The following is a 24,206-nucleotide window of genomic DNA, read 5'->3' as shown; positions in this document are numbered from 1 at the left end:
ATTTCATTCTTATGACAGGAATCATTTAATTATTTTCTATAATAGGAGCATAAGCAATGAACATCCTTCTTATCGGCTCAGGCGGACGAGAACATGCTTTAGCATGGAAAATAGCGACATCACCACTGCTAACAAAATTATATTGTGCTCCAGGAAATCCTGCAACAGTAGAACATGGTGAAAATGTTGATTTAAACATTGATGATCATTCTCTGGTTATTGACTTTTGTAAAACGCATTTTATTGATCTTGTGGTTGTTGGACCAGAAGCACCACTCGTTGCGGGTATAACAGACTCCCTTAACAAGGCTAATATCTACGTATTTGGACCAACTCAAAAGGCTGCTCAGCTAGAAGGTTCAAAAGCTTTTACAAAGAATCTGTGCCGTAAAAATAACATTCCTACAGCATCTTACCAATGCTTTAGTGATTCTGCAAAAGCCAAAGCCTACATTCATCAACAAAGTGTTCCTATTGTTATTAAAGCGGATGGTTTAGCTGCTGGTAAAGGTGTTGTTGTGGCAACAACTATAGAGGAAGCATTTAATGCCGTTGATGCTTGCTTCAAAAATACCTCCTGTGATGTAGAAAAAAAAATTGTTATAGAATCTTTTCTTGAAGGTGAGGAAGTAAGCTTCTTTTGTCTTTGTGATGGTAAAGTTGCTCTGCCCTTTGGCTCCGCGCAAGATCATAAACGTGTGGGTGAAGGTGATACTGGAGCAAATACCGGTGGCATGGGTGCTTATTCTCCAGCGACCATCATGACTGAAGAAATGGTTAATCGTACCCTCAAAGAAATTGTTGAACCAACTCTACACAGTATGAACGCTATGGGAGCTCCCTTTAAAGGCGTTCTTTTCGTCGGATTGATGATAACACAAAAAGGACCTGAACTCATTGAGTTTAACGTGCGATTTGGTGATCCTGAATGTCAAGTTTTAATGATGCGTCTTAAAGATGATATTCTTCCCATACTTCTTGCAGCAGCTCAAGGAAATCTTGAACAAAAAAACCTTCAATGGTCTGAAAAAACTGCTTTGACTGTTGTTATGGCGGCAAAAGGTTACCCGGATTGCCCCCAAAAAGGGACTATTATCGGCAATCTTGATAAGGTAAACGCTCTGCCTGATGTGAAAGTTTTTCAAGCCGGCACTCTATTGCGTAATGGAAAGCTTATTGCCAATGGTGGACGTGTTTTAAATATAACAGCAACGGGAGAAACCGCTATGCATGCACAAAAACGCGCCTATGAAGCTGTTGATTGTATTGATTGGCCAGAAGGATTTGTTCGTCGTGATATTGGATGGAGAGCTATAGCGCAAAAAAGTTAAATACTTCGAACATTTCTTTTTATGATTTCATAACTTTACTTAAGATAATATGCAGCATAAATCTGCTAACTGTTCCATATTTCCTATCACCTTGAAAGAGGTCAAATCTTCTTTTACTCACATCCACCAAAACATAGATAAAATAAGAATCATGCTCTGTTATTGCCTATGCATTAAGAAGGTATTGTCATATCATCAAAGTCAATAGTTTAACTATCTCAAAAAAAGGTATTACTGTTATCACGATAAAAGAAACATCTCGTGCAAATGCTTACTAAGAACATACTTTGCAAACAAAACGCTCAAAAATGCAAAATACACGTATCGTAGCAGCACAATGGCAAAAATAGCAAAAAATGAATACACAGCAATACTACCGTAGCACGGTCTGATTTGCGATCACCAAATGTAAACCCAATGGTTTTTTATAACGGAGTAAAAAGTGCTTTTGTTTAGAATGCAACGTCGTGCAAAAAAATCGACGTAAATCAGAGCGATCTTTGACCACTATGACACGATTATCTTCACTGATCATAAGCATAGGAAGATTATAAATATCCGCCCATAATCGCCAGTCTAGAAGAATATTATTCAAATCTCTAGATACCAAAAGTAGAATGCACGCTTCCTCATCCTTATGCAGAAGTTCTAATGCAACAGCTCTCTCTCCTGAATACGTTTTTACAGTACGTGCCGCAATGCCTTTAAAATGATAAGATGGCATTAAACGCGATAAGCTTGAAGGCGTATCCATTTTAAAAAAAACACCGCGATCACTTAACAAGCAAATTATTTTATTGCCCGTTTTTGATGAAAAATATGTTGTTGTTTGTGGCAAATGGCACGGATCTAACCGAAATTCAAGCACCGCTTTTGCCTGATTAAAGCATTGATTAGCCATATAATGTGTCCCAATTTATCTTAACAATATACACCCTTTAACAGCTTTTCCTCATTGAACTATTAAAAGATTGAATTAAAAACAACTGCTTTCTTTCTTGGTTATTGAAATCTAAATAAAAACACATAACAATACTCATACCTTTTGAATTATAATATTTTTCCAGGGTTCATAATCCCTAAAGGATCAAGTGCTTTCTTAATCCCTTGCATAATTTCTAACGCAACGGGTGATTTGAAAGTACGAAGTTCCCTGCGCTTAAGTTGACCAATTCCATGTTCAGCAGAAAATGCACCTTGATAGTGCATCACTAAGCTGTGAATGCTCTGATTCATTCGTGACCATAACTGCAAAAAAACTTCGGAATCAGCGCCAATAGGCTGTGTGATATTATAGTGTAAATTTCCATCGCCCATATGGCCAAAACAAACCACCCGCGCACCCGGAGAAATCTCTTCAACAATATCTGCTGCCTCAGAGATAAAATTAGGAATGGAGGTAAGTGGTACCGCAATATCATGCTTAATGGATCCTCCTGCTAATTTCTGCGCTGATGATATAGTTTCACGCAATTGCCAAAAAAAATCTTGCTGCTTTAACGATTGCGCAACAACTGCGTCCTCTATCACAGCTTCATGTAAAGACTCTTCCAAAATAATACTGAGTACTGTTAATGCTTCATCCTCACCTTTTAATGAAGAAATATGAATCAATACATACCATTCATGCTCATGCTCAAGAGGAGACCTCTCACACATCTTATAATCTAAAGCCATTTGCAAGCTGAGTTTGCCCATCAGCTCAAAACCAGTCAACATCCCCCCTCCATAACATTGCGCGAGAGATAAAAGCTTAAGAGCTTTCGCTGGACTACATAACCCCACCAAAGCAACTGCTTGTCCTTTAGGTTTTGGGAAAAGCTTTAAAACTGCTGCTGTTATAACTCCTAGAGTCCCTTCTGCACCAATAAAAAGATTTTTCAAATCATACCCGCTATTGTCTTTCTTGACAAAACGCAAATCATCCAAAATACGCCCATCAGGCAAAACAACTTCCAAACCAAGACAAAGTTCGCGCATATTACCATAAGCCAAAACAGCTGTTCCTCCAGCATTCGATGAAAGATTCCCTCCTATCTGGCAAGCCCCCTCTGAAGCCAAAGAAAGAGGAAAAAAACGATCTGACTCATCTGCTTTTTTCTGTAAGTCTTGTAAAATAACTCCAGCTTCCACTACAGCAAAATTACCTTCAAGATTTAAACATCTCACCTTATTCAATCGTTCCATGGATAAAACAACGCTGCTTCCACTCTCATCTGGTTGTTGACCACCTACAAGACCTGTATTCCCCCCCTGAGGTACAATTGATGTACGTGTTTGGCTCGCTAACTGCATAATCGAAGATACTTCTGCGGTAGAGGATGGTCGTAAAAGTAAAGGGGTTTTTCCATGAAAAAGTCCACGTTCTTCAAGTAAATAGGGTGCAATTAACACCTGATCTGTAATAGCATGCCCAACACCAACAATTTTTGTAAATTTCTCAATTAACTCCTGCTCCATATTCATTTCTCCTTTGGAGCTGCAGCACGTATAAGACGATCATTAATAGCCTCACCTAATCCGTATGATGGTATAGGTTCTACTGCAATAGATTTAACTTTCAACGAATCTAATTCCCTCATATATTGAAATAAATGGGAAGCTGCCTCTTCTAATTGTCCATTCTCGCTAAGATTTAAAACAGAAATGGCATTTTCAACCCCTATAACGCGCTTCCTACCAAATGCTAAAAGTGCTTCACCACTTTCTACCTTGTTCACATTCAAACGCATCACAGCACTTGGTGCATAATGCGACGTTAACATGCCTGGTGCCTCAATAGCAGTCTGCTGATCTATTCGTTTTAACAATTTCCCGGCAACTTCTTCAATCTCTTCAGCTACAAGCCCCCCAGGACGCAAAAGATAAATATTTTCACCAAAAACTTTAATAATTGTCGATTCAATTCCTATTTTACAAAATCCTCCGTCAAGAATCAAAGGAACAGATCTCCCTAAAGATGCAAAAACAGCTTCCGCAGAAGTAGGACTAAGATACCCTGATTGATTTGCACTAGGAGCAGCAAGAGGTCGACCACAATATTCTACAACTTCTGCAAAAGGACCATTTGGAAGACGAACAGCCAATGTACTCAAACCAGCAGTCGTTAAAGGATGGATATTATGCTGTGCTTTTAGAGGTAAAACCAATGTCAAAGGTCCTGGCCAAAATACCTCCATTAATCGACGTGAAAGAAAATCAATTTCAACATAACACTCCGCCATATCGATGCTACTGACATGCGCAATAAGAGGATTAAATTGTGGGCGTCTCTTTGTAGAAAAAATAGATGACACAGCCCTCCCATTGGTTGCATCACCTGCCAATCCGTAAACCGTTTCTGTTGGCAAAGCTACTAATTTTCCCTGCTTAAGAAGTGCAACTGCCTTCTTTATTGAAGCGCTCTTGAGAGGAGAAATTATCATAAAACATCATCCCTATAGCGCCCTTTGAGCGGTGCAAAACTATAACGATGTAATCCCACAATTGGCCCATATTTATCAAGAGCAGTACGATGCGCTAGCGTCGCATAACCTACATGCCTTTCTAAACCATATCCCTGATAAATTTTCCCTGCATATTCCATCATCCGATCCCGTGTTACTTTGGCAATAATAGATGCTGCTGCAATTGAAACCGAATGCTGATCGCCCTTAATCAAAGCAGTTGCTGGACATGGTAACTTAGAGGGAACATCACGTCCATCAACCAGTACGTAATGAACTGGAACTGCTAATCCTGTAATACAGCGACGCATTGCTTCTAAAGTTACTTGTCTAATATTAGATTGATCAATCGTACGAGCGCAAAGACTAGCAACCGAAATCGCTAATGCACTTTGCAAAATTTTATTATACAGTTTCTCACGTTGTAGAATAGAAAGTCTTTTTGAATCATTAAGTCCGCGAGGAATATGCTCTTTATCCAAAATAACTGCAGCTGTTACCACAGGCCCTGCAAGAGGTCCACGTCCTACCTCATCAACGCCGGCTATATGAAAAAAACCTTGGTTTTGCAAATCCAATTCACATGAAAAATTTGGCTGAAGCGGTAACTTAAACATCTTTTATCAATCACAAATACAAAGAACTCAATGATGGAGTCTTCTGCTTAGCACGTATATATTTAATCTAAAAAACAAAAAATACGTATTCTATTACTCTCTAGCCAAACAAAATTTCTTACCTTCATACTTACCTTTTAAATTTTTCCTGCAGTCATGATAGGTTTGACAAACCAATCTGGATGTATCGATTTGATAAAAAGAGCTGCCTTTTTGGCAGCTTGCTGATCTTTAAAAATACCAAAACACGTTGCTCCCGACCCAGACATACGAGAAAAAACAGAGCCACATTCATCCAATGTAGATAAAACTTGTGTTAATTGAGGTGCAATTTTTAAAGCAGGGGCAAAAAGATCATTACGCGTTTCTTGTAAAGCTTCAACCAATGTATCGACTGTTTTCAAAGCTGCTGGATCAATTGTTAGAGGAGAAGAATTATGCTTTTCTAAAACTTCAAAAACAGTCTTCGTTGCAATCTGTTGTCCATGATTTACTAATACCATGGCGAGAGAACAAGCCTCCTTTATTGGGATAATATCTTGGCCTATGCCTTTCACAAAAAGCGGCCGCTGATATTCTAATGCAAAAAGACACATTGGCACATCAGCACCAAGAATTAAACTCATTTCTGCTAGTTTTTCATAAGAACAGTTAAGTTTCCACTGTTGATGCAACATGCTTAAAACGCTAGCAGCATCACCTGAACCGCCACCAATGCCTGAAGCAACGGGTAGTGTTTTAACAAGTTGAAAAAAAGCCGGTTTAGCATTTTCAGGAAATGTCTTGCGCATAAAATCACGTGCATGAATAACCAAATTGTTTGTATCAAACACCAGATCCTTTGCAAACGGACCGGTTAAAGCAAAGTTATCACATTCACAAGGTGCATAACTTATAAGATCGCCGCTAAAACTAAAATAGACCAAACTTTCTAATAAATGATAACCATCTGTGCGCTGTCCAACCACATGCAAAGCTAAATTCAACTTAATAGGTGTTACTATATAAGAATAGCCTTTGGACAAAACTTGTACATTTGATATCATCTGACGTAATATTCACCTGTGCTGGAATCCTTTACCAATGTGCCCTGTTGTTCTGTATTGGCTCTAGATTCCTCCTCCTCTCTTCCCTGTGGTATTTTCTGTAATCGTTTCCTAAAAAAATAATAAGTATGAAAAATTATCATACACCACAAACCGAATGTAATCATCCGTATCATTTCAAGCGTATTCCTTTTCAGAACCATTTTTAGGCAAAATCATTCACTCTGTTGAGCATCTATCAAATTGCATTTCCCGTCATAAACCATAATGTTGCCAAAGCGCACGCTCTTGTAATACCGTCAACGCACTATCAACTGCTGTATAAGCCGCTTGAGCAGTAATTCCCGCAGGAGTTTTAGGTCCTAAAATGCTTTTTGGAGGAGTAATTAAGCGAAGCTTTGTATCATCCCCAAACCGCTCCTTAATAACAGATCGTATATCGTTTAATCCATCGATAAGGCCAAGTTCAACACCTTTCTTTCCACTCCAAAACATTCCTGTAAAAATATCTGGATTACTTGATAACTTCGCTGCACGACGCTCTTTCACCAAATCAATAAAAGTTTGATGAACTTCAAGTTGTAGAGATTTCAAATGCTCAATATCAGCTTTTTTTTCAGGCTGAAATGGATCTAGTGTAACCTTGTTCTTTCCTGCTGTATAAACGCGCCGTTCCACACCAATTTTTTTCAAAAGCTCAGGAAAACCAAAGGACGCAGAAACAACCCCTATAGAACCAACAATCGAAGAAGGATCAGCAAAAATCTCATCCCCCGCACAAGCAATCATATAACCACCAGATGCGGCTATATCTTCAATAAAAACAAGAACCTGTTTATTTTTTTCTTCTGCCAAATCACGAATACGCTTGAAAATAAGACGTGATTGCACCGGAGAACCACCAGGAGAATTTATAACAATTACAACAGCTGGTGCTTTTTTGTATGCAAAAGCCTTATCTAAAAGATTAGCACACCTACCCAACGAAAGTGTACGGGCTATTGATGTCGTAGAATCCATAATCGCACCATGAAGGCGCACCACAGGAATTACAGATTGGCTAGAAAAAAACGAAGTGGAATAAGATTTTTTATCATGTCCATCAAAACAAAACATCCTTATAAGCTAGAGGAAAAGGCAAGGTAGTAAAAAAGGCAGAACATAACCGAACATCAAAGTGCCTAAATAACTCCAAAATATAAACTCAAATCCCAATTGATCCAAAATTAAAATATCCTTAAACGGCGAAAAGTTAAATCTAAACTTAAATAATAAACTGGAAAATACAAGATATCATTTTAAAAGTTCCCACAAACTTATAAATCCATTATTGATTGCATTAATCCGCGGTGAAAAAGTATGCTCTTTATCCTCGTGTATAACCAACGCCGGTAAAATCGATAAAGCTGCTCTACTGCCTCGTTTTGCATAACATAAAATACGAATTGCCGCAGTTTTTGCACGTGCGTGAATGGGAATGATACAGATACCACCAAAGCGGCCTTCTAAAGCATACAAGATGTCATTTAGCGATTGCGGACGTGCAATTAATCCTAAATATCCACTTGGTTTAACAATTGCTGCTGCACTTCGAAACCAATGATCAAACATCGCTTCAGGCATAACATGTGCCTCAGATTTTTGTTCATCAGGTGTTTTACGATCCGCAGGATTGTTAAAAGGTGGATTCATAATGGCAAAATCAAAAGAATTATCCACCAATCCTGCCTTTAAACGATTTTTTCCTTTCAAAGTAACATCTGCTTTTAACAAACAAATCCGCTCAGCAAATTTTTCATTTTGTTTTAGCATAAGCGTTTTTTGTGCATAAGATGCCATAAAAGATGAGCGCTCAACCAACGTAACATGAACTTGTGAACAACGCGAAGCAACCGCTAACCCCGCAGCTCCAGCCCCTGCCCCTAAATCAACAACCTTTCCATTGAGATTAGTAGGAACTAAACTAGCTAATAACATAGCATCCATCCCAGAGCGATGACCATATCCGCGGGGTTGAACCAAATAAAATCTCCCATGATGAAAACTGTCTATTGTTTCACTATCCTGATTCGCTGTTTTATCCATTTGAAAGCCTATGTTTATTATAAACTGAACTTTTCTTCTCAATGACACTTTAAATAAAGCTGTTGCAAATTTTTTTCTTTAACCTCTAGAAAGAATATTATACAAGTTTTTAAAATATACTCTCGCACATATCATTCAAAGTTTACACTTCAAAGTAGCATCAAAAGCTTGAGTCAAAATAAAACCCCCTTTATGCTAATGTTTTAAAAAATAGAATTCATAGATGTCCATTGCAATACTTTAGGAGTCAACATATTGTGAGTGTCGCCACAAAATTAGATCAAACACAAAATAATCAAATATCCCTCCAATCTCTCATTAGTCTTACAAAAAATGATATGGAGCGCGTCAATCAATTGATCCTCTCTATGGCAAAATCAGAAGAAGTTGAAATGATCCCTGAAATTTCCAATCATCTTATTTCATCAGGTGGAAAACGGTTACGCCCAATGATCACATTAGCTTCCGCTCATATGTTTGATTATCAAAATGATGGGCACATAAAACTTGCAACAGCTGTTGAATTTATGCACACAGCAACCTTGTTACACGATGATGTGATTGATGAAAGTCATTTACGACGCGGAAAATCTACCGCACGAATGATTTGGGGGAATCAAGCAAGCGTACTTGTTGGTGATTTTTTGTTGGGACAAGCTTTTAAAATGATGGTTGATGTTGGTTCTATAGAAGCACTCTCTGTTCTTGCAAACGCTGCTGCAATTATTGCTGAGGGAGAAGTTATGCAACTTTCTACCGCAAAAAATATTGAAACCAGTGCTTCAGATTATCTTAAAGTCATCAATGCAAAAACAGCAGCACTTTTTTCAGCTGCCGCTGAAGTCGGACCAATTATTGCTGGTTATGGAAAGAAAGAGCGTTCTGCATTGCGTGAATATGGCACATTTTTAGGACTAGCTTTCCAATTGATTGATGATGCGCTTGACTATGGTGGTTCTGCTAAACATTTGGGAAAAAACATTGGAGATGATTTTAGAGAGGGAAAAATCACAATGCCTGTTATCCTCGCATATGCACGCAGTAATGCGGTAGAAAAAGCATTCTGGAAACAGGCTCTTGAAAAAGGCAATAACGATAATGAAGCCTTCGTAGGTGCGCAACATTTGATAGAAAAATATGATAGCCTCACAGATACAATAAAACAGGCTCATCTTTATGGAATGCGTGCAATCGATACTCTTGCTTCTATAAATAAAAGTCCTGCCCATAATGCTCTTGTTGAGGCCGTTGAATTTTGTATTGCGCGTGTAACCTGATTTTGCAAAAATTATAATATTATTTAATAAAATAATTGGAAATGATCTATAAACTATATAATTGATTCATCTTGAAAAGGATTAGCTCTATGTGCAGTGCAACAGTATTCCGCTTTTTGACGTTCTTGATTGCGGGTATCATGTTGATGCCATCAGCCACTTACAGCAAAATAAACGTTCCTGTAAATACAACCTCATTTACAGGTGCATACTTAGCTGGAAGGGTAGCAAACCACGAAAATAAAACAGATCTTGCCATAAATTATTTTAAACAGGCCCTCACTTATAAGCCCGATAATATCGAAACTCAAAAAGAACTCCTTGAAGCAATGCTTTCGCTTGGAAACTTTAAAGAAGCTGTTCAGCAGGCTCAAAAACTTAAAGAGCAAGGTGTTATAACCCCCTTTGTTTCCTTGACGCTGTCGATAGAAAGTTTTATAAAAAAAGATTACGAAAATGCTCAACTTCTTTTGCAATTAAAAGAACCTCCTGCACTCAATAATCCAGTACCTGAACTCATTGGTGCATGGATAACATTTGGATCTGGACAAAAATCTCAAGCAATTGCTAATCTTGAAAAAATCAAAGGGCCTATCTGGTATAACCTTTTTATACATTATCATATCGCACTTATGAATGACCTTGCAGAACGTACAGAAGATGCCAAAAAATATTTTGTACAAGCACTCAATAACAAACAGGGAAACCTTATAGCCCCCAACACTTATGAGCGCATTGTGATAGCCTACGCCTCGTTCCAATTGCGCCATAATATGCGCAATCAAGCTCTTCAAACTATTAAGCATGGCGAACAAATGTTGTCGGGTCGAGAAGTCCTTAAAAATATCCGAGAAAAAATTGAAAACGGCGCTTCCTTAGAAAGATTGGTTAAAACCCCCCAACAGGGAGCAGGCGAAGTATTGTACAATTTTGGAACAGCTCTTAACTACAGAAACTCAGGACAAATTGCACGTATTTTTAAACAATTATCTTTCGCCTTATACCCTCAAAATGACGCAACACTGTTCCAGCTCGCACATATTTCTGCCCGATTAGATAATCCTTATCAAGCAATTAAACTTTATCGCGCTTTATCACCTAAGTCTTCCTATTATAGAGATGGACAGCTTCAACTTGCATTTCTGCTTGCAAAAAATAATAATTACAAAGAAGCTATTAAATTACTCACCTCATTAAGAAAAAAATTTCCCAATGATCGCCCCATTTTGATAACGTTGGCTGCTTTTTATATACAAGATAATAAATTTTTAGAAGCTACTCAGACACTGGATCATGCCATTGCACAGATACAAAATTTTCAACGAGATGATTGGAAGCTTTTTTATCAGCGTGGAATTGCTTTCGAACATTTGAATCAATGGGAAAAAGCCGAAATTGATCTGCGAAAAGCACTGGAATTTTTTCCTAATCAACCGCAAGTTCTCAATTATCTAGGCTATTCGCTTGTTGATCGTGATCAAAAACTTGAAGAATCACTCCACATGCTGCAGAAAGCTTCTGCGTTACAGTCGAAAAATAGTTATATCTTGGACTCTCTAGGATGGGCTTATTACAAACTTAAACAATATAACAAAGCTGTTCAAATATTGGAAAATGCGGTTAAATTACAACCCGAAGATCCAACATTGAATGACCATCTAGGTGATGCCTATTGGCAAATTGGACGCAAACGTGAAGCAATTTTTCAATGGAATCATGCAATCGATGGAGAAGCAAAAGACTCCGCAAAAATTCGAAAAAAATTGAAATTTGGCTTACAATAAACAACGATGCTTGACCATAAGCACATGAAACAATAGATAACTATAAAGACTAAATTTCCTTTGATTGCTGTCTATAGATTAAAATATTTAAAGAGTATAAAGCGTGAAACTGTCTGAACATCTCAATCCCAAACATTCTTTTCAAGGACTTATCTTAACTTTGCAAAATTATTGGGCTTATTATGGATGCGCAATTTTGCAACCTTACGATATGGAAATGGGAGCTGGAACTTTTCATCCGTCCACAACATTGCGCTCTTTGGGACCACGCTCGTGGAAAGTCGCTTACGTTCAACCTTCTCGACGCCCAACAGATGGGCGATATGGTAAAAATCCAAATCGTTTACAGCATTATTATCAGTTTCAAGTACTTCTCAAACCTTCTCCCCCCAATTTGCAAGAACTTTATATAAAATCGCTACAAGCCATTGGTCTTGATACAAAACTTCATGATATTCGCTTTGTTGAAGATGATTGGGAAAGTCCAACACTAGGAGCTTGGGGGCTTGGATGGGAATGCTGGTGTGATGGGATGGAAATTTCTCAATTTACTTATTTTCAACAAGTTTGTGGTATTGAATGCACTCCAGTTTCAGGAGAAATCACCTATGGGCTTGAACGTTTGGCAATGTATATCCAAGGTGTTGATAACGTCTATGACCTTAACTTTAATGGTTTAGACGGGGAAGACAAAATAAGTTATAGAGATATTTTTTTACAAACAGAACAGGAATATTCATACTATAATTTTGAATTTGCTGATACTAAACTTCTACACCAACATTTTATTGACGCAGAACGTGAATGTGTTGCGCTTCTTGAAGCTGGTAAACCAAGTAATGAAAGTGACCTACATCTTTGTGTCTTTCCAGCTTATGACCAATGTATTAAAGCCAGCCATATCTTTAATCTTTTACAGGCACGTGGTGTTATTTCTGTGACTGAGCGACAGAGTTATATACTTCGCGTTCGTGACCTTGCGCGTCGCTGTGGAGAAGCCTTTTTGCGTACCGAAGCTGGTAAAATATATACTACAGGAAAAGCCTAATGTCTGATCTTCTTCTTGAACTTTTCAGTGAAGAAATTCCTGCACGCATGCAACGCAAAGCCGCTGCTGATCTCAGGAAATGTGTAACGAATCAACTTGTAGATGCAGGCCTAACCTATCAAGCTGCCTGTGAATATTGGACACCGCGTCGACTAACATTGGATATACGGGGTCTTTCGCTACATTCAAAAGATACCCATGAAGAACGAAAAGGCCCCAGTACAAAATCACCACAACATGTGATTGATGGTTTTTTACGCTCAACTGGGCTTAGTGATATTTCTGAAGCAGATATTGCACATGATAGTAAAAAAGGTGATTTTTATATTGCTAAAATCATCAAAAAAGGGCGAAGCGCAGAAGAGATTATTGCTGATATTATACCGAATATTATTCGCAATTTCCCATGGCCAAAATCTATGCGCTGGGGAAGAGATTCAGAAAAAAGTGAAGCACTAAAATGGATTCGCTCTTTACAGAATATTCTTTGTGTCTTCGGACCAGAAATTGGTGCAACACACGTTGTTCCCTTTACCATTGGTTCCCTTAAAAGTAATAATCTGACCTATGGTCATCGCTTCTTAAGTGACGGGGAATCACTCAAAATCCGTCGTTTTGAGGATTATAATAGCAAACTTGAAGCCCATAAAGTCATCCTTGATGCGGAAAGGCGAAAGAATATTATTTTGGCAGATGCCCAAAATCTTTGTTTTGCAACTGGTCTAGAGCTGGTTCAAGATAATGCCCTCTTAGAAGAAGTTGCAGGGCTCGTTGAGTGGCCTGTTGTACTTATGGGAAGTTTTGATAAATCTTTCCTTGACATGCCTCCAGAAATTATTCGTTTAACCATTCGGACCAATCAAAAATGTTTTGTAACGAGGAAGCAAGGTGAAAAAATTAAACTTTCTCCTTATTTTGTGCTTGTTTCTAATATCCTTGCGAGCGATGAAGGTAAGGAAATTTCTAAGGGAAATAGTAAAGTCGTCCACGCTCGTCTTTCTGATGCACTCTATTTTTGGAAAACAGATCAGCATAATTTGCCCGATATTCAAAACTTGAAATCTTCAGCCCAAAAATTTGATCTTGATTTAAAAAAACCTCTTGATCAAAGAATGGCACGACTTGATCATTTAAATGTAACTTTCCACGCTAAATTAGGTACACAAGGCGCAAGAATAGAGCGCATTACTGCGCTCGCACAAAAAATTGCACCTTTGGTGCAAGCTGATCCTCTTTTAGCAAAACGTGCTGCAATTCTTGCAAAAGCTGATTTACAAACAGAGATTGTAGGTGAATTTCCTGAGCTGCAAGGACTCATGGGACGGAAATATGCCCTTCTTCAAGGAGAAGATCCTCGTATCGCTGAAGCAATTGAAGACCACTATAAACCCCTAGGACCAACAGATCGTATTCCGCAAGAACCTCTTGCAATAACAGTTGCACTGGCTGACAAAATTGACATGATTGTCTGTTTTTGGCTCATCGGTGAAAAACCAACTGGCTCAAAAGATCCCTATGCCTTAAGACGAGCAGCATTAGGAATCATTAGGCTTGTGCTTTCACGTGATTGGAAAATTAATCTTATGCCTTTGTTTCATTTGGCAGCGAAACTTTTCTTGCAACAAAAAAATAAATGTAAAATATCTCAAAAAGGAGATACCCAATTTTCAAATCTATTTTTAGAAAAAACAGAATATATTTTATCAGATTTGTTAGCTTTTTTTCATGAACGTTTAAAAATCTATCTTAAAGAGGAAGGCGCACGTTATGACGTCCTTGAAGCAGTCTTAAATAAAGATGCTGATGATTTTTTACTGGTTGCACGTCACGTCGAGGTACTCATTGCTTTTATCAATACACACGAGGGAAATAGCTTTTTAACCGCTGTAAAACGTACCGTAAATATTCTTGAGAATGAATTTCAAAAAGGTGCAATAATAACAAATGATATTAACCCTGAATTTTTTATTGAAATAGAAGAAAAACAGCTCTATCAAGCAATCATTGAGATAGAGAAAAAAATTAATGATCGCTTCACTGTAACAAGCCTACCACAGATACTCGATATACTTGCACCTCTTGGAAAATTTATTGATATATTTTTCAAGAAAGTATTGGTAAATGATAAAGATGTTCATATTCGCACTAATCGTCTTGCTCTTCTTGGACGTATTAATACTATGACACAAACAGTGGCAGACTTTTCGAAACTTGTAGTCTAAAATTAAAACACCCTTTTAATTAAAACAGTAATAAAATAAAATTCTTTCACTTTTAAGCACTGCTGTTATCGAATATTATAAGAAAATTTTAGCATAAAACTTAAAGCAAATTTTAATGCGTTGTAGAATTTATAATGTAGATGATATATTTGACATTTTTCCAGCAATGCATTGATTTATAATGATAAATTATCCTTTTTCAACTTGAATAATAACTCCGAATATAGTAAGATTTCCTCATTTCAAATCTGTGTATCTTGAATCAATTAAAACCACTCATTTGCACATAACAAGTGGGATAAGTGTGTGGATAAAATTTGTATAAGAAAAGAATAAAAATGCCTCTTATGAACCGTCTTAATGCAAGGGCTGTAAGCAACATTGGGAGCTGGCAAATATGATGATGGTGCTGGCTTGATAAAGCTATGAAAAAATAAAAAGAACTCATCCTTATGAAGGTGTATGATACTATAGGACACATTTCACACCAAGCAATTGAAAAGAAACATATTATAGCCGGCGTTGAACGTCGTAAAGAAACACCAGCAATGGCTAGAAATTTTCTGAAAGCCCTTAAGTCTTTGTTAATTGGGCTATTGATCAAAAATTTTTAGAAAACAATTCAACAGTAGGAGTAAAAAGACCTCCTCTTAAAAATAAAGATGGATTTGCTGTTTGGACAGAAGAAGATGTTGAGAAATATTATCAACATTGGTCTTTAGGAACCCATGAACGCATTTGGATTGATGTTCTTCTGTATACGGGCTTGCGTCGTGGTGATGCTGTTCGTATCAGCTGGAAAGATGTAACAAATAATATTATCCATCTCAGAACAGAGAAAAGCAAATTTCAAACAGATGTTTTTCTTCCTATTTTACCGGAATTAGCCAAAATGCTTGAAGCTTGACCTATTGGAAATGAAACATTCATTTGCGGAAAAAATGGAAATAAACTCGTAAAAGAAAGTTTTGGAAACTTATTTCGTGAAGCGTGTAATGCGGCGGGAATCAAAAAATCAGCATATGGCTTAAGAAAATTAGCAGCAAAACGCACTGCTAACTCTGGTGCAACAGTATCACAACTCAAGGCGATTTTTGGATGGACAAATGACGCTATGGCATCTCTTTACACAAAGAGCGCAGACCGTAAAAAAACTTACTCTTGAAGCCATAAAAAAGCTTCAAAAAAATGAGGGATAGAGGCAAAAACGTAATAAAGTCAATAACCACCAAAACCCTTACTTCTAATATAAATTATTTGATTTAATTATTATTGATTGCCAAATTCTAAAGTTATTGCCTTTTTTCAAGCACAGGGTAAAGATTGGCGCACACACACGTATGAGTGAAATTTTACAAAAGCACATGAGTGCTAATTGCTTTAAAGCACAGCTTTTTATTAGCTATCATTTTGTTTTCTTAAAGTTATTAGCGCGTTCAAAAGCACCGTTATAATAACGTGATATAAAAAACTTACCACCCAAAGATGGACAAAGCCTCCAGTTTTTTAAATCTCTATCGAGTTAGCACAATTCGTTTTAAGACAGCAAATAGACTCGCATTATCCGCTTTTATGGAGGGTACCAAGAGATGAGATTGAAAATAAACGAGACATTTTTCTAAAGAAAAACCATAAATGCACAACAATAATATGCTTTACTTTTTCAAAGCAAAACGGTTTATGCTATAAGATTAATAGGAACATTCTAAAAATATAGGTTCCACAGCACCACTCCAAGTTGAATGATAAAGTGATAAAAATTTATCTGCATCTGTTTGACCCATTGTAACAAGCTCTTCTAAAGGAGCCAGAAAATTTGTTTCATCCAAACCATTCGCATCATACTGTCTGCGATTTTTTAAACCTTTGCGTGAAATAGCAACAGCTTGACGAGCTATTTCTAAAATTATGGTTTGACGAAAAGATGTCCTTAATCCTTCTTTAGGAACACGTTTGCGCATATCTAAAACTTCTTCAAAACACCAATCTTTTGTCAAAGCTTCTGCTTCATTAAGGGCTTCACTATCATAAAGAAGCCCAACCCAAAAAGCCGACAACGCGCATATACGCTTCCAAGAACCGCAATCAGCACCTCTCATTTCCAAAAATCGTTTTAAGCGCACTTCGGGAAACAAAGTGGATAGATGATTAATCCAATCTCCCATATTAGGCATTGAATTTGCAATCTTATCTCTTAATGCTCCATTCATAAACTGACGAAAAGTTATATTTGTACAATCATAATAACGACCGTCGCGCACAACGAAATACATTGGTACATCAAGTGCCCATTCAACGTAATCAGCAAAACCAAAATGCTCAGAAAATACAAAGGGAAGAACTCCAGACCTCTGATTATCAGTGTCACACCAAATTTCAGAGCGCCAAGATAAAAAGCCATTTGGTCTCCCTTCTGTAAAAGGTGAACTGGCAAATAATGCTGTCGCAATAGACTGTAATTTCATGGATACTTGCATTTTTCGTCGCATATCAGCTTCGGATGAAAAATCAAGATTAACCTGAACAGTCGATGTGCGATACATCATATCAAGACCACTATGACCAACTTTTGGCATATAATTGGCCATAATCTGATAACGTGACTTAGGCATTCGCGGAGTTTCCGCTAAGGTCCATTTTGGACTAGCACCCATTCCAAGAAAACCAATTCCCAATGGTTTTGAAATTTTCTTAAGAAGTGCTAAATGCTCCATTACCTCATAATAAGTATGACTAATCGTTTTTAGTGGTGCACCAGATAATTCAAATTGCCCCCCAGGTTCCAAAGAAATTGCTCCTTGGCCAACTGCCCCTATAAGACCAATAATATTTCCCTTGTCTACAATAGGCTTCCATCCTAAAGCTTCTTGCATTCCCTCTAAAAGTGCGCGAATTCCTCTTGAACCTTCATAAGGAACAGGGCGAAAACCATCTATATAGAATGGAAACTTCTCATGTTCCGTACCGATACGCCAATCATGCTCTGCTTTACATCCCCCTTGGAAATAGCTAACCAAGGAATCTAAGTTATAAATTTCACTTTCATCATTTATATCAAGCGCCATAACTTATTGTATCCTATCATTAGTTGTATCATTTTAAATGAATCATTTAGAATAATTTTACGAGCTTCTCAATAAATTGACCAATCCTCCACGGTAACATTAAGAAGAGCCAAAGCAGCAACTGCTGCAGTATCAGCACGTAAAATACGCGGTCCTAAAGATATTGGAATCACAAAAGAATGCTGTTTTAAAAAGTCTCGTTCTTCTTCACTAAACCCACCTTCTGGTCCAATAAGAATACCTGGCGTTGTAATTTTATATTTTTTTAAAAGAGGCAATGGGTTACATAATTGATGTGCTTCATCGCGAAAAAACAAAGGTTGTGTCCTGTTCCAACCAGCGATAAGTTCTTTTAACGAGACAGCTGCTACACATTTAGGCAGAGATAAACTGCCACACTGTTCAGAAGCTTCAATAGCATTAGCCTCCATACGCGCCATATTGATACGCGTAACCTGTGTATGATGCGTTATAACAGGCTGCAAAATAGATACCCCCATTTCAACAGCTTTCTGCACCATATAATCTAAACGCGCGTTTTTGAGTGGAGCAAAACAATAAATGAGCTTCGAAGGCGTCGTTTGTAATTTTTCTTGATGAATAAGCTGAACCACAACAAATTTCTTCCCAACAGTGATAAGTTTAGCAAGCCATTCACCATCCTGTCCATTAAAAAGTAAAATTTTTGCTCCTTCTTGCATTCGCAAAACACGCACAAGATAAGAAGCTTGTGCTCCCTCTATTTTTATTTCTTCATTCAAAGCAAGTGGCTGCTGAATAAATAATCTTTTAAGTTTGTAATTTATGCGCATAACAAAATTGTGCTAAAATTCACTATAATCACCGAGAAAATGAAGAAAAACATATAACAAAAAGAAAAAATTATATCTATAGAGCTCTAACATATAAAGAATTATAGGTTTTTTAAAATTTTATGAGATAATGGTTGGAACCAATAGAATTTTAAATGATTCTGCTTTCATAAAATTTTATGATAATTCACCGTTGCATTCAGTTATTGGGTGCAGGATTGGAGAAAAAATATGTCTGCTAAAAAAGCTACAATTATCACTATCACTACTTTCTTAGTCTTTATTCTGATTACTGTCGGAATTGGTTCCGTTGGAGCTGATGGAAAGCACACAATCTCTACAGATGGCTATGGTATTTCTTCGAAAATTCAATAAGTACTTACCAACTTATTTTCTTTAATTCTATAATTAAATAATACATTATTTTTTAGCAATTCTCTAAAACTCTCAATCTGTGCTAACTGTGCTAAGCATAAAAAAAATAGCAATTAATTTGCATCAATATTTTTTTTAACCAAAAAAATACCAAGAGCCTGTCCTTTGGAACTCAGAGAAAAGGTAGAAAGCTGCGTAAGGCTATTAACAAGGCATTGAATATCTCTACACAAAGTTTCTGAACTGTGTTTTTTTTGTAGTTTTGCCTGTAATGTAAGCTTATTTTGCCAATCTTGTATGATAGCAGATGCAATTGTTCCCCACATGGATAAACTCCAATCTGCCGTACGCATGAGTGATTCTGTTATTTTTGTTGTACCATCTGAAAAGCTTGTTTGAATATTCCAACGCTCAAAAGCTGTTGAAAGGGTACCATCACTCGTTAAAAAAAATTGTTCATTTTTTGCAAGCCTTGTCTGTAAATCATTCAAATCATATCCTAATAAGCGACCAGAAGACATATTCAGTACTAATTCACCTCGCATTTTTGCAAAAATCTCTGACCAAGAACTGGCAAGCGTTCTTACTGTCATAGTAAGATTTGCTTTGCTTTGTACAAACGGAATAATTCCCAAAGCCTCTAAAACAGTCCGCACATCAATAGCAGTCCCTACAGCACGCCCTTCAAGCCGCATTTTCTGACCAACTGGTGTAATTTCAATATTGCTTTGCAAAGACCCACCAAAAATATTTGTATGTCCAAGATCAAAAATACCATGCCCATCTCTTATTTGTATCGCGACAGCTAAATTTGTGAGCGCAATATTGCTTAATTTTGCTTGTGGTGCAGAAAGTCGTATATCCACCCCAATACGATCAAAAATTGCCATCTCAAAGAATGGTTTTTTTCTTTAATTGAAAGAAATACTGGTTCAAAGAGACAAAAATCTAGATTATCAAATGCTAAAGATCCAATTATCATTGGTACATAGTTATGAAAATCAACTTCTAAAGCTCCACGTGCATTGACTGTTCCCATCGTAAATGCAATATTGTTCATTTGAACACGCATTGGTTGCGCCAAAAAACGAGACTCCCATACAATAGGTGCTTTTAATTTATGTCCCCAAAACTGATTTCCTCCAATCCAAGAGAGAGTCTGATTCCATCCTGGAGAACGCATCGACACTTTTCCATCAAAAATATAGTATTCAGATAATCGTGCCTGCCCTATAAAGGTTATACCACCACGCACTGAATTGAGACTTATCTTAATTTGGCTTTTCCCTCCTGCTAAAAGCAGTAACGCTTGATCAGCATCAATTGATAATTTTGTCAACTCTCCACGCCAACGAGCATCTGCACGAAACCGTGCTTCTTTCGTCAATTCTAGCCAATCTAAAGTGGCATTTAATCCTGTTATTTTTTCTGGCATATCGGAAATACTATCATGATAAACAAGTATACCATCCTTAATAATAATCCGTCCAAAAGGTTGATTCAAAAGACGCTCTATATCTGGATGCTCCGGGTTATGCTTCAATATTTCACGAGCATTGTTTATTGCTAATCCTAATGCACCTTGTGAGCGTGAAAATTTGTCAAAAAAATCTGCTACTGTTTTAATTGGTTTTTCCATAATAAATTGAGGACGCACAATTCGCGTTTCGGAAAAAGAAACATGCCCAAAAAAAAGATCTATCAAAGAAAGATCAACCTCTATGGACTCAGCTTCCATCAATGGTACAATGTGATTCATTTTTGATGTTAAAATAACACCAGAAAGATATGCTTTAGGGTAAGGGAATAAATTCAACCGTGGTGGATCACGCAATTGTACATTATAGCCTGTCCATGCACTCAAATCCTGTGCTAAACGAATACGAATCGTATCTGTAGATACAAGATAAGGTAAAATGAGAATACCAACTCCAAATAAAAAAGAAATTGTAATGAAAATTCCGCTCAAAAATTTTGTTATTCTGGCGTACACAACCTTCCTCTACACTTTTGCCCCTGTAACAGATTAAAAAATAACCATCAATGATGGTTAAAAAATTTCTTATAATTTTAAATTTCGTTCTCTCTCAGTTCATAACTTCATGACCCTCGCTTCTTATCCAAAATTTATTCAAACAGCAATGTTGCTGTTTTTTTTACGAAGCAATTATTTTAAAACCTTCTAAAAATTATAGAATACATCAACACTATCGAACTATCTTACCGATCTTATATTGAATATCACTATAAAACTCTGTTGTATTGTCAGCAAATGCTTTACAAAAAAATAAACAGCCCTATCGAAAGGATCTCTCTCATGAATCATATTATTGACGGAAAAAAGCTCGCTGAAGAGATTATTGTAAAAGTTAAGGCTGAAACAACAAAACTTCACAATCACTATAATATACAACCTGGTATTGCGGTTATCATCGTTGGAGATGACCCTGCAAGTCAAGTATATGTTACATCAAAGAGCAAAAAAGCTGAAGAGTGTGGTTTTTTTTCAATCAAACATATGCTTTCAAAAGAAACACGAGAACCAGAACTTCTCCAACTCATTACAACATTAAATTCTGATCCTAAAATCCATGGTATTTTGGTACAGCTCCCCTTGCCCACCCACATGAATACAAACCGCATAACACAAGCTATTGCTTTCCAAAAAGATGTAGATGGTTTTCATTATATCAATGTAGGAAAACTAGCAACCAATGCTCTTGAAGATGCCATTATTCCTTGTACACCAGCTGGTGCTATGATGATGATTGAACAACAATGTGGACAAGATTTATCCGGTCTTGATGCTGTTGTCGTTGGTCGCTCTAATATTGTTGGCAAACCTATGGCCACCCTTTTAACAGCGGCTAATGCTACTGTAACGATCGCCCATAGTCGTACCCGTGATCTCGATGATGTATGTCGTAGTGCCGATATTTTAGTAGCAGCTATAGGGCGCCCACGAATGATTAAAAAAGACTGGATTAAAAAGGGGGCTATTGTTATTGATGTAGGTATCAATCGCATTCCAGCTCCAGAAAAAGGCGTGGGGAAAACGCATCTTGTTGGCGATGTCGATTTTGAAGCAATAAAAGAAAAAGCCGCTGCCATTACTCCGGTTCCAGGAGGAGTTGGGCCTATGACTATTGCTATGCTTATGGTTAATACACTCAAAGCAGCGGCTCGAACACACAATCTGCCTGTACCTAAATTTTAAAAAATGTTATACATATTGAGTGTATAAAAATTACTTTTGTTCTTTCATCCCCTTGCTCATAAGGTAAAAACTGATGCCCCTTGATCTGCACGATTAACGGACTGGCGGAAAACATGAAAGAGCTCACGACCAACACCGTATTCATTCTTTAAAAGATCAGGAGGCCTCGTTACGCGCGCATTAAATTTTGATAAATCTTCCAAAAGAGTTAATTTACCTATATGTGCATCAAGACAAACGATATCGCCATCTTGTAAACGCGCAATAGGACCATTATCCAAAGCTTCTGGTGTTATATGAATTGCAGCAGGAATTTTTCCTGAAGCACCTGACATGCGCCCATCAGTTACCAGTGCTACCTTTTGTCCTTGATCCTGTAAAATACCTAAAATTGTCGTTAATTTATGGAGCTCTGGCATCCCATTGGCTTTTGGTCCTTGATAACGAATGACAGCAATAAAGTCTTTGTTATTCAATACTCCAGATTTAAAAGCTTTTTGTAATTCCTCTTGATCATTAAAAACAAGAACTGGAGCTTCAATACGCCAATGTTCAAATTTGACCGATGAAACTTTCATAATAGCTGTTCCCAAATCTCCCGACAAAACACGAATACCGCCATCAGGTTGAAATGGTTTTCTCCATCCTGTTAATACCTTATGATTACCACTTTCCTTGATAGCAGGCTCACGTACTATATGACCGTCAGAAGCGAGCTTTGCTTCAATTGCATAAGCATTGAGATCTGTACTAAAAACTGTACAGACATCTTCATGCACTAAACCCGCCTCAATCAATTCGCGAATGATAAATCCCATACCACCGGCTGCATGAAAATGATTTATATCAGCCAAACCATTTGGATAAATCCGTACTAACAGAGGAACTCTTGATGAAATTTCTGCAATATCATGCCATGTTAATTGAATACCGCAGGCTGCTGCCATAGCAATCAAATGAATTGCATGATTGGTAGATCCACCTGTTGCATTCAATCCTACGATAGCATTCACGAAAGAACGCTCATCAACTATCATACCAAGTGGCCTATAGTTATCACCAAGAGCTGTCATTTCAAGTACATGCTTCGTGGCTTCCTTTGTTAAAGCGTCACGCAATGGTGTATTGGCATTGATGAAAGAGCTTCCTGGCATTTGTAGCCCCATCATCTCTAGTATCATCTGATTTGAATTAGCAGTTCCATAAAATGTACATGTTCCTGGCCCGTGATATGAACGTGCTTCTGATTCCAACAAGGTTTGGCGATCTACCTTATTTTCCGCGTAAAGCTGACGTATTCTTGCTTTTTTATCATTCCCTTGACCACTTGTCATAGGACCTGCAGACACAAAAATTCCTGGTAAGTGACCAAATGTTAACGCTCCAATCATTAAACCAGGTATAATTTTATCACAAACCCCAAGATACAATGCAGCATCAAACATATCGTGTGATAAGCCTATAGCTGTTGCCATTGCAATGACGTCACGTGAAAAAAGAGAAAGCTCCATCCCTGTATTTCCTTGTGTTACGCCATCACACATCGCGGGAACACCACCTGCTACTTGTGCTACACCACCAAATAGGCGAGCGGCTTCTTTAATTAAGTAAGGGAAAGTTTCAAAAGGTTGATGTGCTGAAAGTATATCATTATAAGCAGTAATAATACCAATATTACCAGTAATATTATCCTTCAAACGCTCTTTGTCTATTGAACCACAAGCCGCAAAGCCGTGTGCTTGATTGGAACATCCTAAAAAACTCCGCTTGGGACGGTTTTCTTGCATCTTTACAATACGATCTAAATAAACTTCTCGCGTCGGTCGAGAACGTTCATGAATCCTTCGTGTAACCATAGCAATTGTCTTGGAAAGTACCATG

The 24,206-nt window shown here is 37.4% G+C and carries 16 protein-coding genes and 3 pseudogenes; 8 read left to right on the top strand and 11 right to left on the bottom strand.

The annotated features are described in order from the left end of the window. Positions 1 to 56: 56 nt before the first annotated feature. Complete coding sequence (gene purD / locus QWU_RS04600; RefSeq protein WP_017196304.1) at positions 57 to 1,331, top strand: phosphoribosylamine--glycine ligase; 1,275 nt, start codon at positions 57 to 59, stop codon at positions 1,329 to 1,331. 373 nt (positions 1,332 to 1,704) lie between these two features. Here the strand turns inward: purD and QWU_RS04595 are convergent, their stop codons facing one another. The 7 genes and pseudogenes from QWU_RS04595 to QWU_RS04560 all read right to left on the bottom strand — a co-directional run bounded on the left by QWU_RS04595 (position 1,705) and on the right by QWU_RS04560 (position 8,525). Beyond that, positions 1,705 to 2,232 carry a DUF6101 family protein gene (locus tag QWU_RS04595; RefSeq protein WP_006589183.1) on the bottom strand — a complete coding sequence of 176 codons (528 nt, stop codon included), beginning with the start codon at positions 2,230 to 2,232 and terminating at the stop codon, positions 1,705 to 1,707. Positions 2,233 to 2,381: 149 nt separating this feature from the next. Beyond that, positions 2,382 to 3,791 (bottom strand): FAD-binding oxidoreductase, encoded by a 1,410-nt coding sequence (locus tag QWU_RS04590; protein ID WP_017196303.1) that lies wholly within the window; start codon positions 3,789 to 3,791, stop codon positions 2,382 to 2,384. A gap of 2 nt (positions 3,792 to 3,793) precedes the next feature. Beyond that, a complete protein-coding gene (locus QWU_RS04585; RefSeq protein ID WP_006589181.1) occupies positions 3,794 to 4,756 on the bottom strand; it encodes an L-threonylcarbamoyladenylate synthase in 963 nt (320 codons plus the stop codon). Next, positions 4,753 to 5,394, bottom strand: coding sequence for a ribonuclease HII (locus QWU_RS04580; protein ID WP_006589180.1), 642 nt, complete (start codon positions 5,392 to 5,394; stop codon positions 4,753 to 4,755). Before QWU_RS04580 ends, QWU_RS04585 begins: the two co-directional genes overlap by 4 nt. 137 nt (positions 5,395 to 5,531) lie before the next feature. Beyond that, positions 5,532 to 6,440, bottom strand: a complete 909-nt coding sequence (locus QWU_RS04575; RefSeq protein WP_017196302.1) for a 4-(cytidine 5'-diphospho)-2-C-methyl-D-erythritol kinase — start codon at positions 6,438 to 6,440, stop codon at positions 5,532 to 5,534. 255 nt (positions 6,441 to 6,695) lie between these two features. Continuing rightward, positions 6,696 to 7,543 (bottom strand): annotated as a pseudogene (locus tag QWU_RS09100) (S49 family peptidase). A 190-nt stretch (positions 7,544 to 7,733) separates the two neighbouring features. Further along, on the bottom strand, positions 7,734 to 8,525 hold the full coding sequence (locus tag QWU_RS04560) for a tRNA1(Val) (adenine(37)-N6)-methyltransferase (RefSeq protein ID WP_017196300.1): 792 nt from the start codon (positions 8,523 to 8,525) through the stop codon (positions 7,734 to 7,736). Between the two features lie 257 nt (positions 8,526 to 8,782). Here QWU_RS04560 and QWU_RS04555 point away from each other — a divergent pair, with 257 nt between their 5' ends. From QWU_RS04555 to QWU_RS09095, 5 genes and pseudogenes are all read left to right on the top strand, one after another. Further along, a complete protein-coding gene (locus QWU_RS04555) occupies positions 8,783 to 9,802 on the top strand; it encodes a polyprenyl synthetase family protein (RefSeq protein ID WP_017196299.1) in 1,020 nt (339 codons plus the stop codon). A gap of 89 nt (positions 9,803 to 9,891) precedes the next feature. Further along, complete coding sequence (locus QWU_RS04550) at positions 9,892 to 11,586, top strand: tetratricopeptide repeat protein (protein ID WP_006589175.1); 1,695 nt, start codon at positions 9,892 to 9,894, stop codon at positions 11,584 to 11,586. Between the two features lie 103 nt (positions 11,587 to 11,689). Beyond that, on the top strand, positions 11,690 to 12,634 hold the full coding sequence (locus QWU_RS04545) for a glycine--tRNA ligase subunit alpha (RefSeq protein WP_017196298.1): 945 nt from the start codon (positions 11,690 to 11,692) through the stop codon (positions 12,632 to 12,634). Then, on the top strand, positions 12,634 to 14,856 hold the full coding sequence (gene glyS / locus QWU_RS04540; RefSeq protein ID WP_006589173.1) for a glycine--tRNA ligase subunit beta: 2,223 nt from the start codon (positions 12,634 to 12,636) through the stop codon (positions 14,854 to 14,856). The genes QWU_RS04545 and glyS overlap by 1 nt, the downstream gene beginning before the upstream one ends. Positions 14,857 to 15,293: 437 nt before the next feature. Continuing rightward, positions 15,294 to 16,055: pseudogene (locus tag QWU_RS09095) on the top strand (tyrosine-type recombinase/integrase); the annotation flags it as partial. Between the two features lie 492 nt (positions 16,056 to 16,547). Here the strand turns inward: QWU_RS09095 and QWU_RS04520 are convergent. Both QWU_RS04520 and QWU_RS04515 read right to left on the bottom strand, forming a co-directional pair. Further along, a complete protein-coding gene (locus QWU_RS04520; protein ID WP_006589172.1) occupies positions 16,548 to 17,921 on the bottom strand; it encodes a glutamate--cysteine ligase in 1,374 nt (457 codons plus the stop codon). Positions 17,922 to 17,989: 68 nt separating this feature from the next. Continuing rightward, on the bottom strand, positions 17,990 to 18,733 hold the full coding sequence (locus tag QWU_RS04515; RefSeq protein ID WP_017196295.1) for a 16S rRNA (uracil(1498)-N(3))-methyltransferase: 744 nt from the start codon (positions 18,731 to 18,733) through the stop codon (positions 17,990 to 17,992). 231 nt (positions 18,734 to 18,964) lie between these two features. On the opposite strand from QWU_RS04515, the gene QWU_RS10130 reads away from it, so the two are divergent. After that, on the top strand, positions 18,965 to 19,108 hold the full coding sequence (locus QWU_RS10130) for a hypothetical protein (RefSeq protein WP_006589170.1): 144 nt from the start codon (positions 18,965 to 18,967) through the stop codon (positions 19,106 to 19,108). A 113-nt stretch (positions 19,109 to 19,221) separates the two neighbouring features. Here the strand turns inward: QWU_RS10130 and QWU_RS09090 are convergent. Then, positions 19,222 to 21,101, bottom strand: a pseudogene (locus QWU_RS09090) (AsmA family protein). Between the two features lie 324 nt (positions 21,102 to 21,425). Here QWU_RS09090 and folD point away from each other — a divergent pair. Beyond that, entirely contained in the window at positions 21,426 to 22,325 is a 900-nt protein-coding gene (gene folD, locus QWU_RS04500) for a bifunctional methylenetetrahydrofolate dehydrogenase/methenyltetrahydrofolate cyclohydrolase FolD (RefSeq protein WP_006589168.1), read from the top strand. Between the two features lie 56 nt (positions 22,326 to 22,381). Here the strand turns inward: folD and edd are convergent, their stop codons facing one another. Then, the gene (gene edd / locus QWU_RS04495; RefSeq protein WP_006589167.1) at positions 22,382 to 24,205 is read right to left on the bottom strand and encodes a phosphogluconate dehydratase; all 1,824 of its coding nucleotides are present in this window, start codon (positions 24,203 to 24,205) and stop codon (positions 22,382 to 22,384) included. Position 24,206 lies beyond the last annotated feature (1 nt).

The sequence above is a fragment of the Bartonella birtlesii IBS 325 genome, from assembly GCF_000273375.1.
GTDB classification, from domain to species: domain Bacteria; phylum Pseudomonadota; class Alphaproteobacteria; order Rhizobiales; family Rhizobiaceae; genus Bartonella; species Bartonella birtlesii.
Note: the sequence above shows the minus strand (reverse complement) of the source record. Positions and strands in the feature narration are given on the sequence as shown.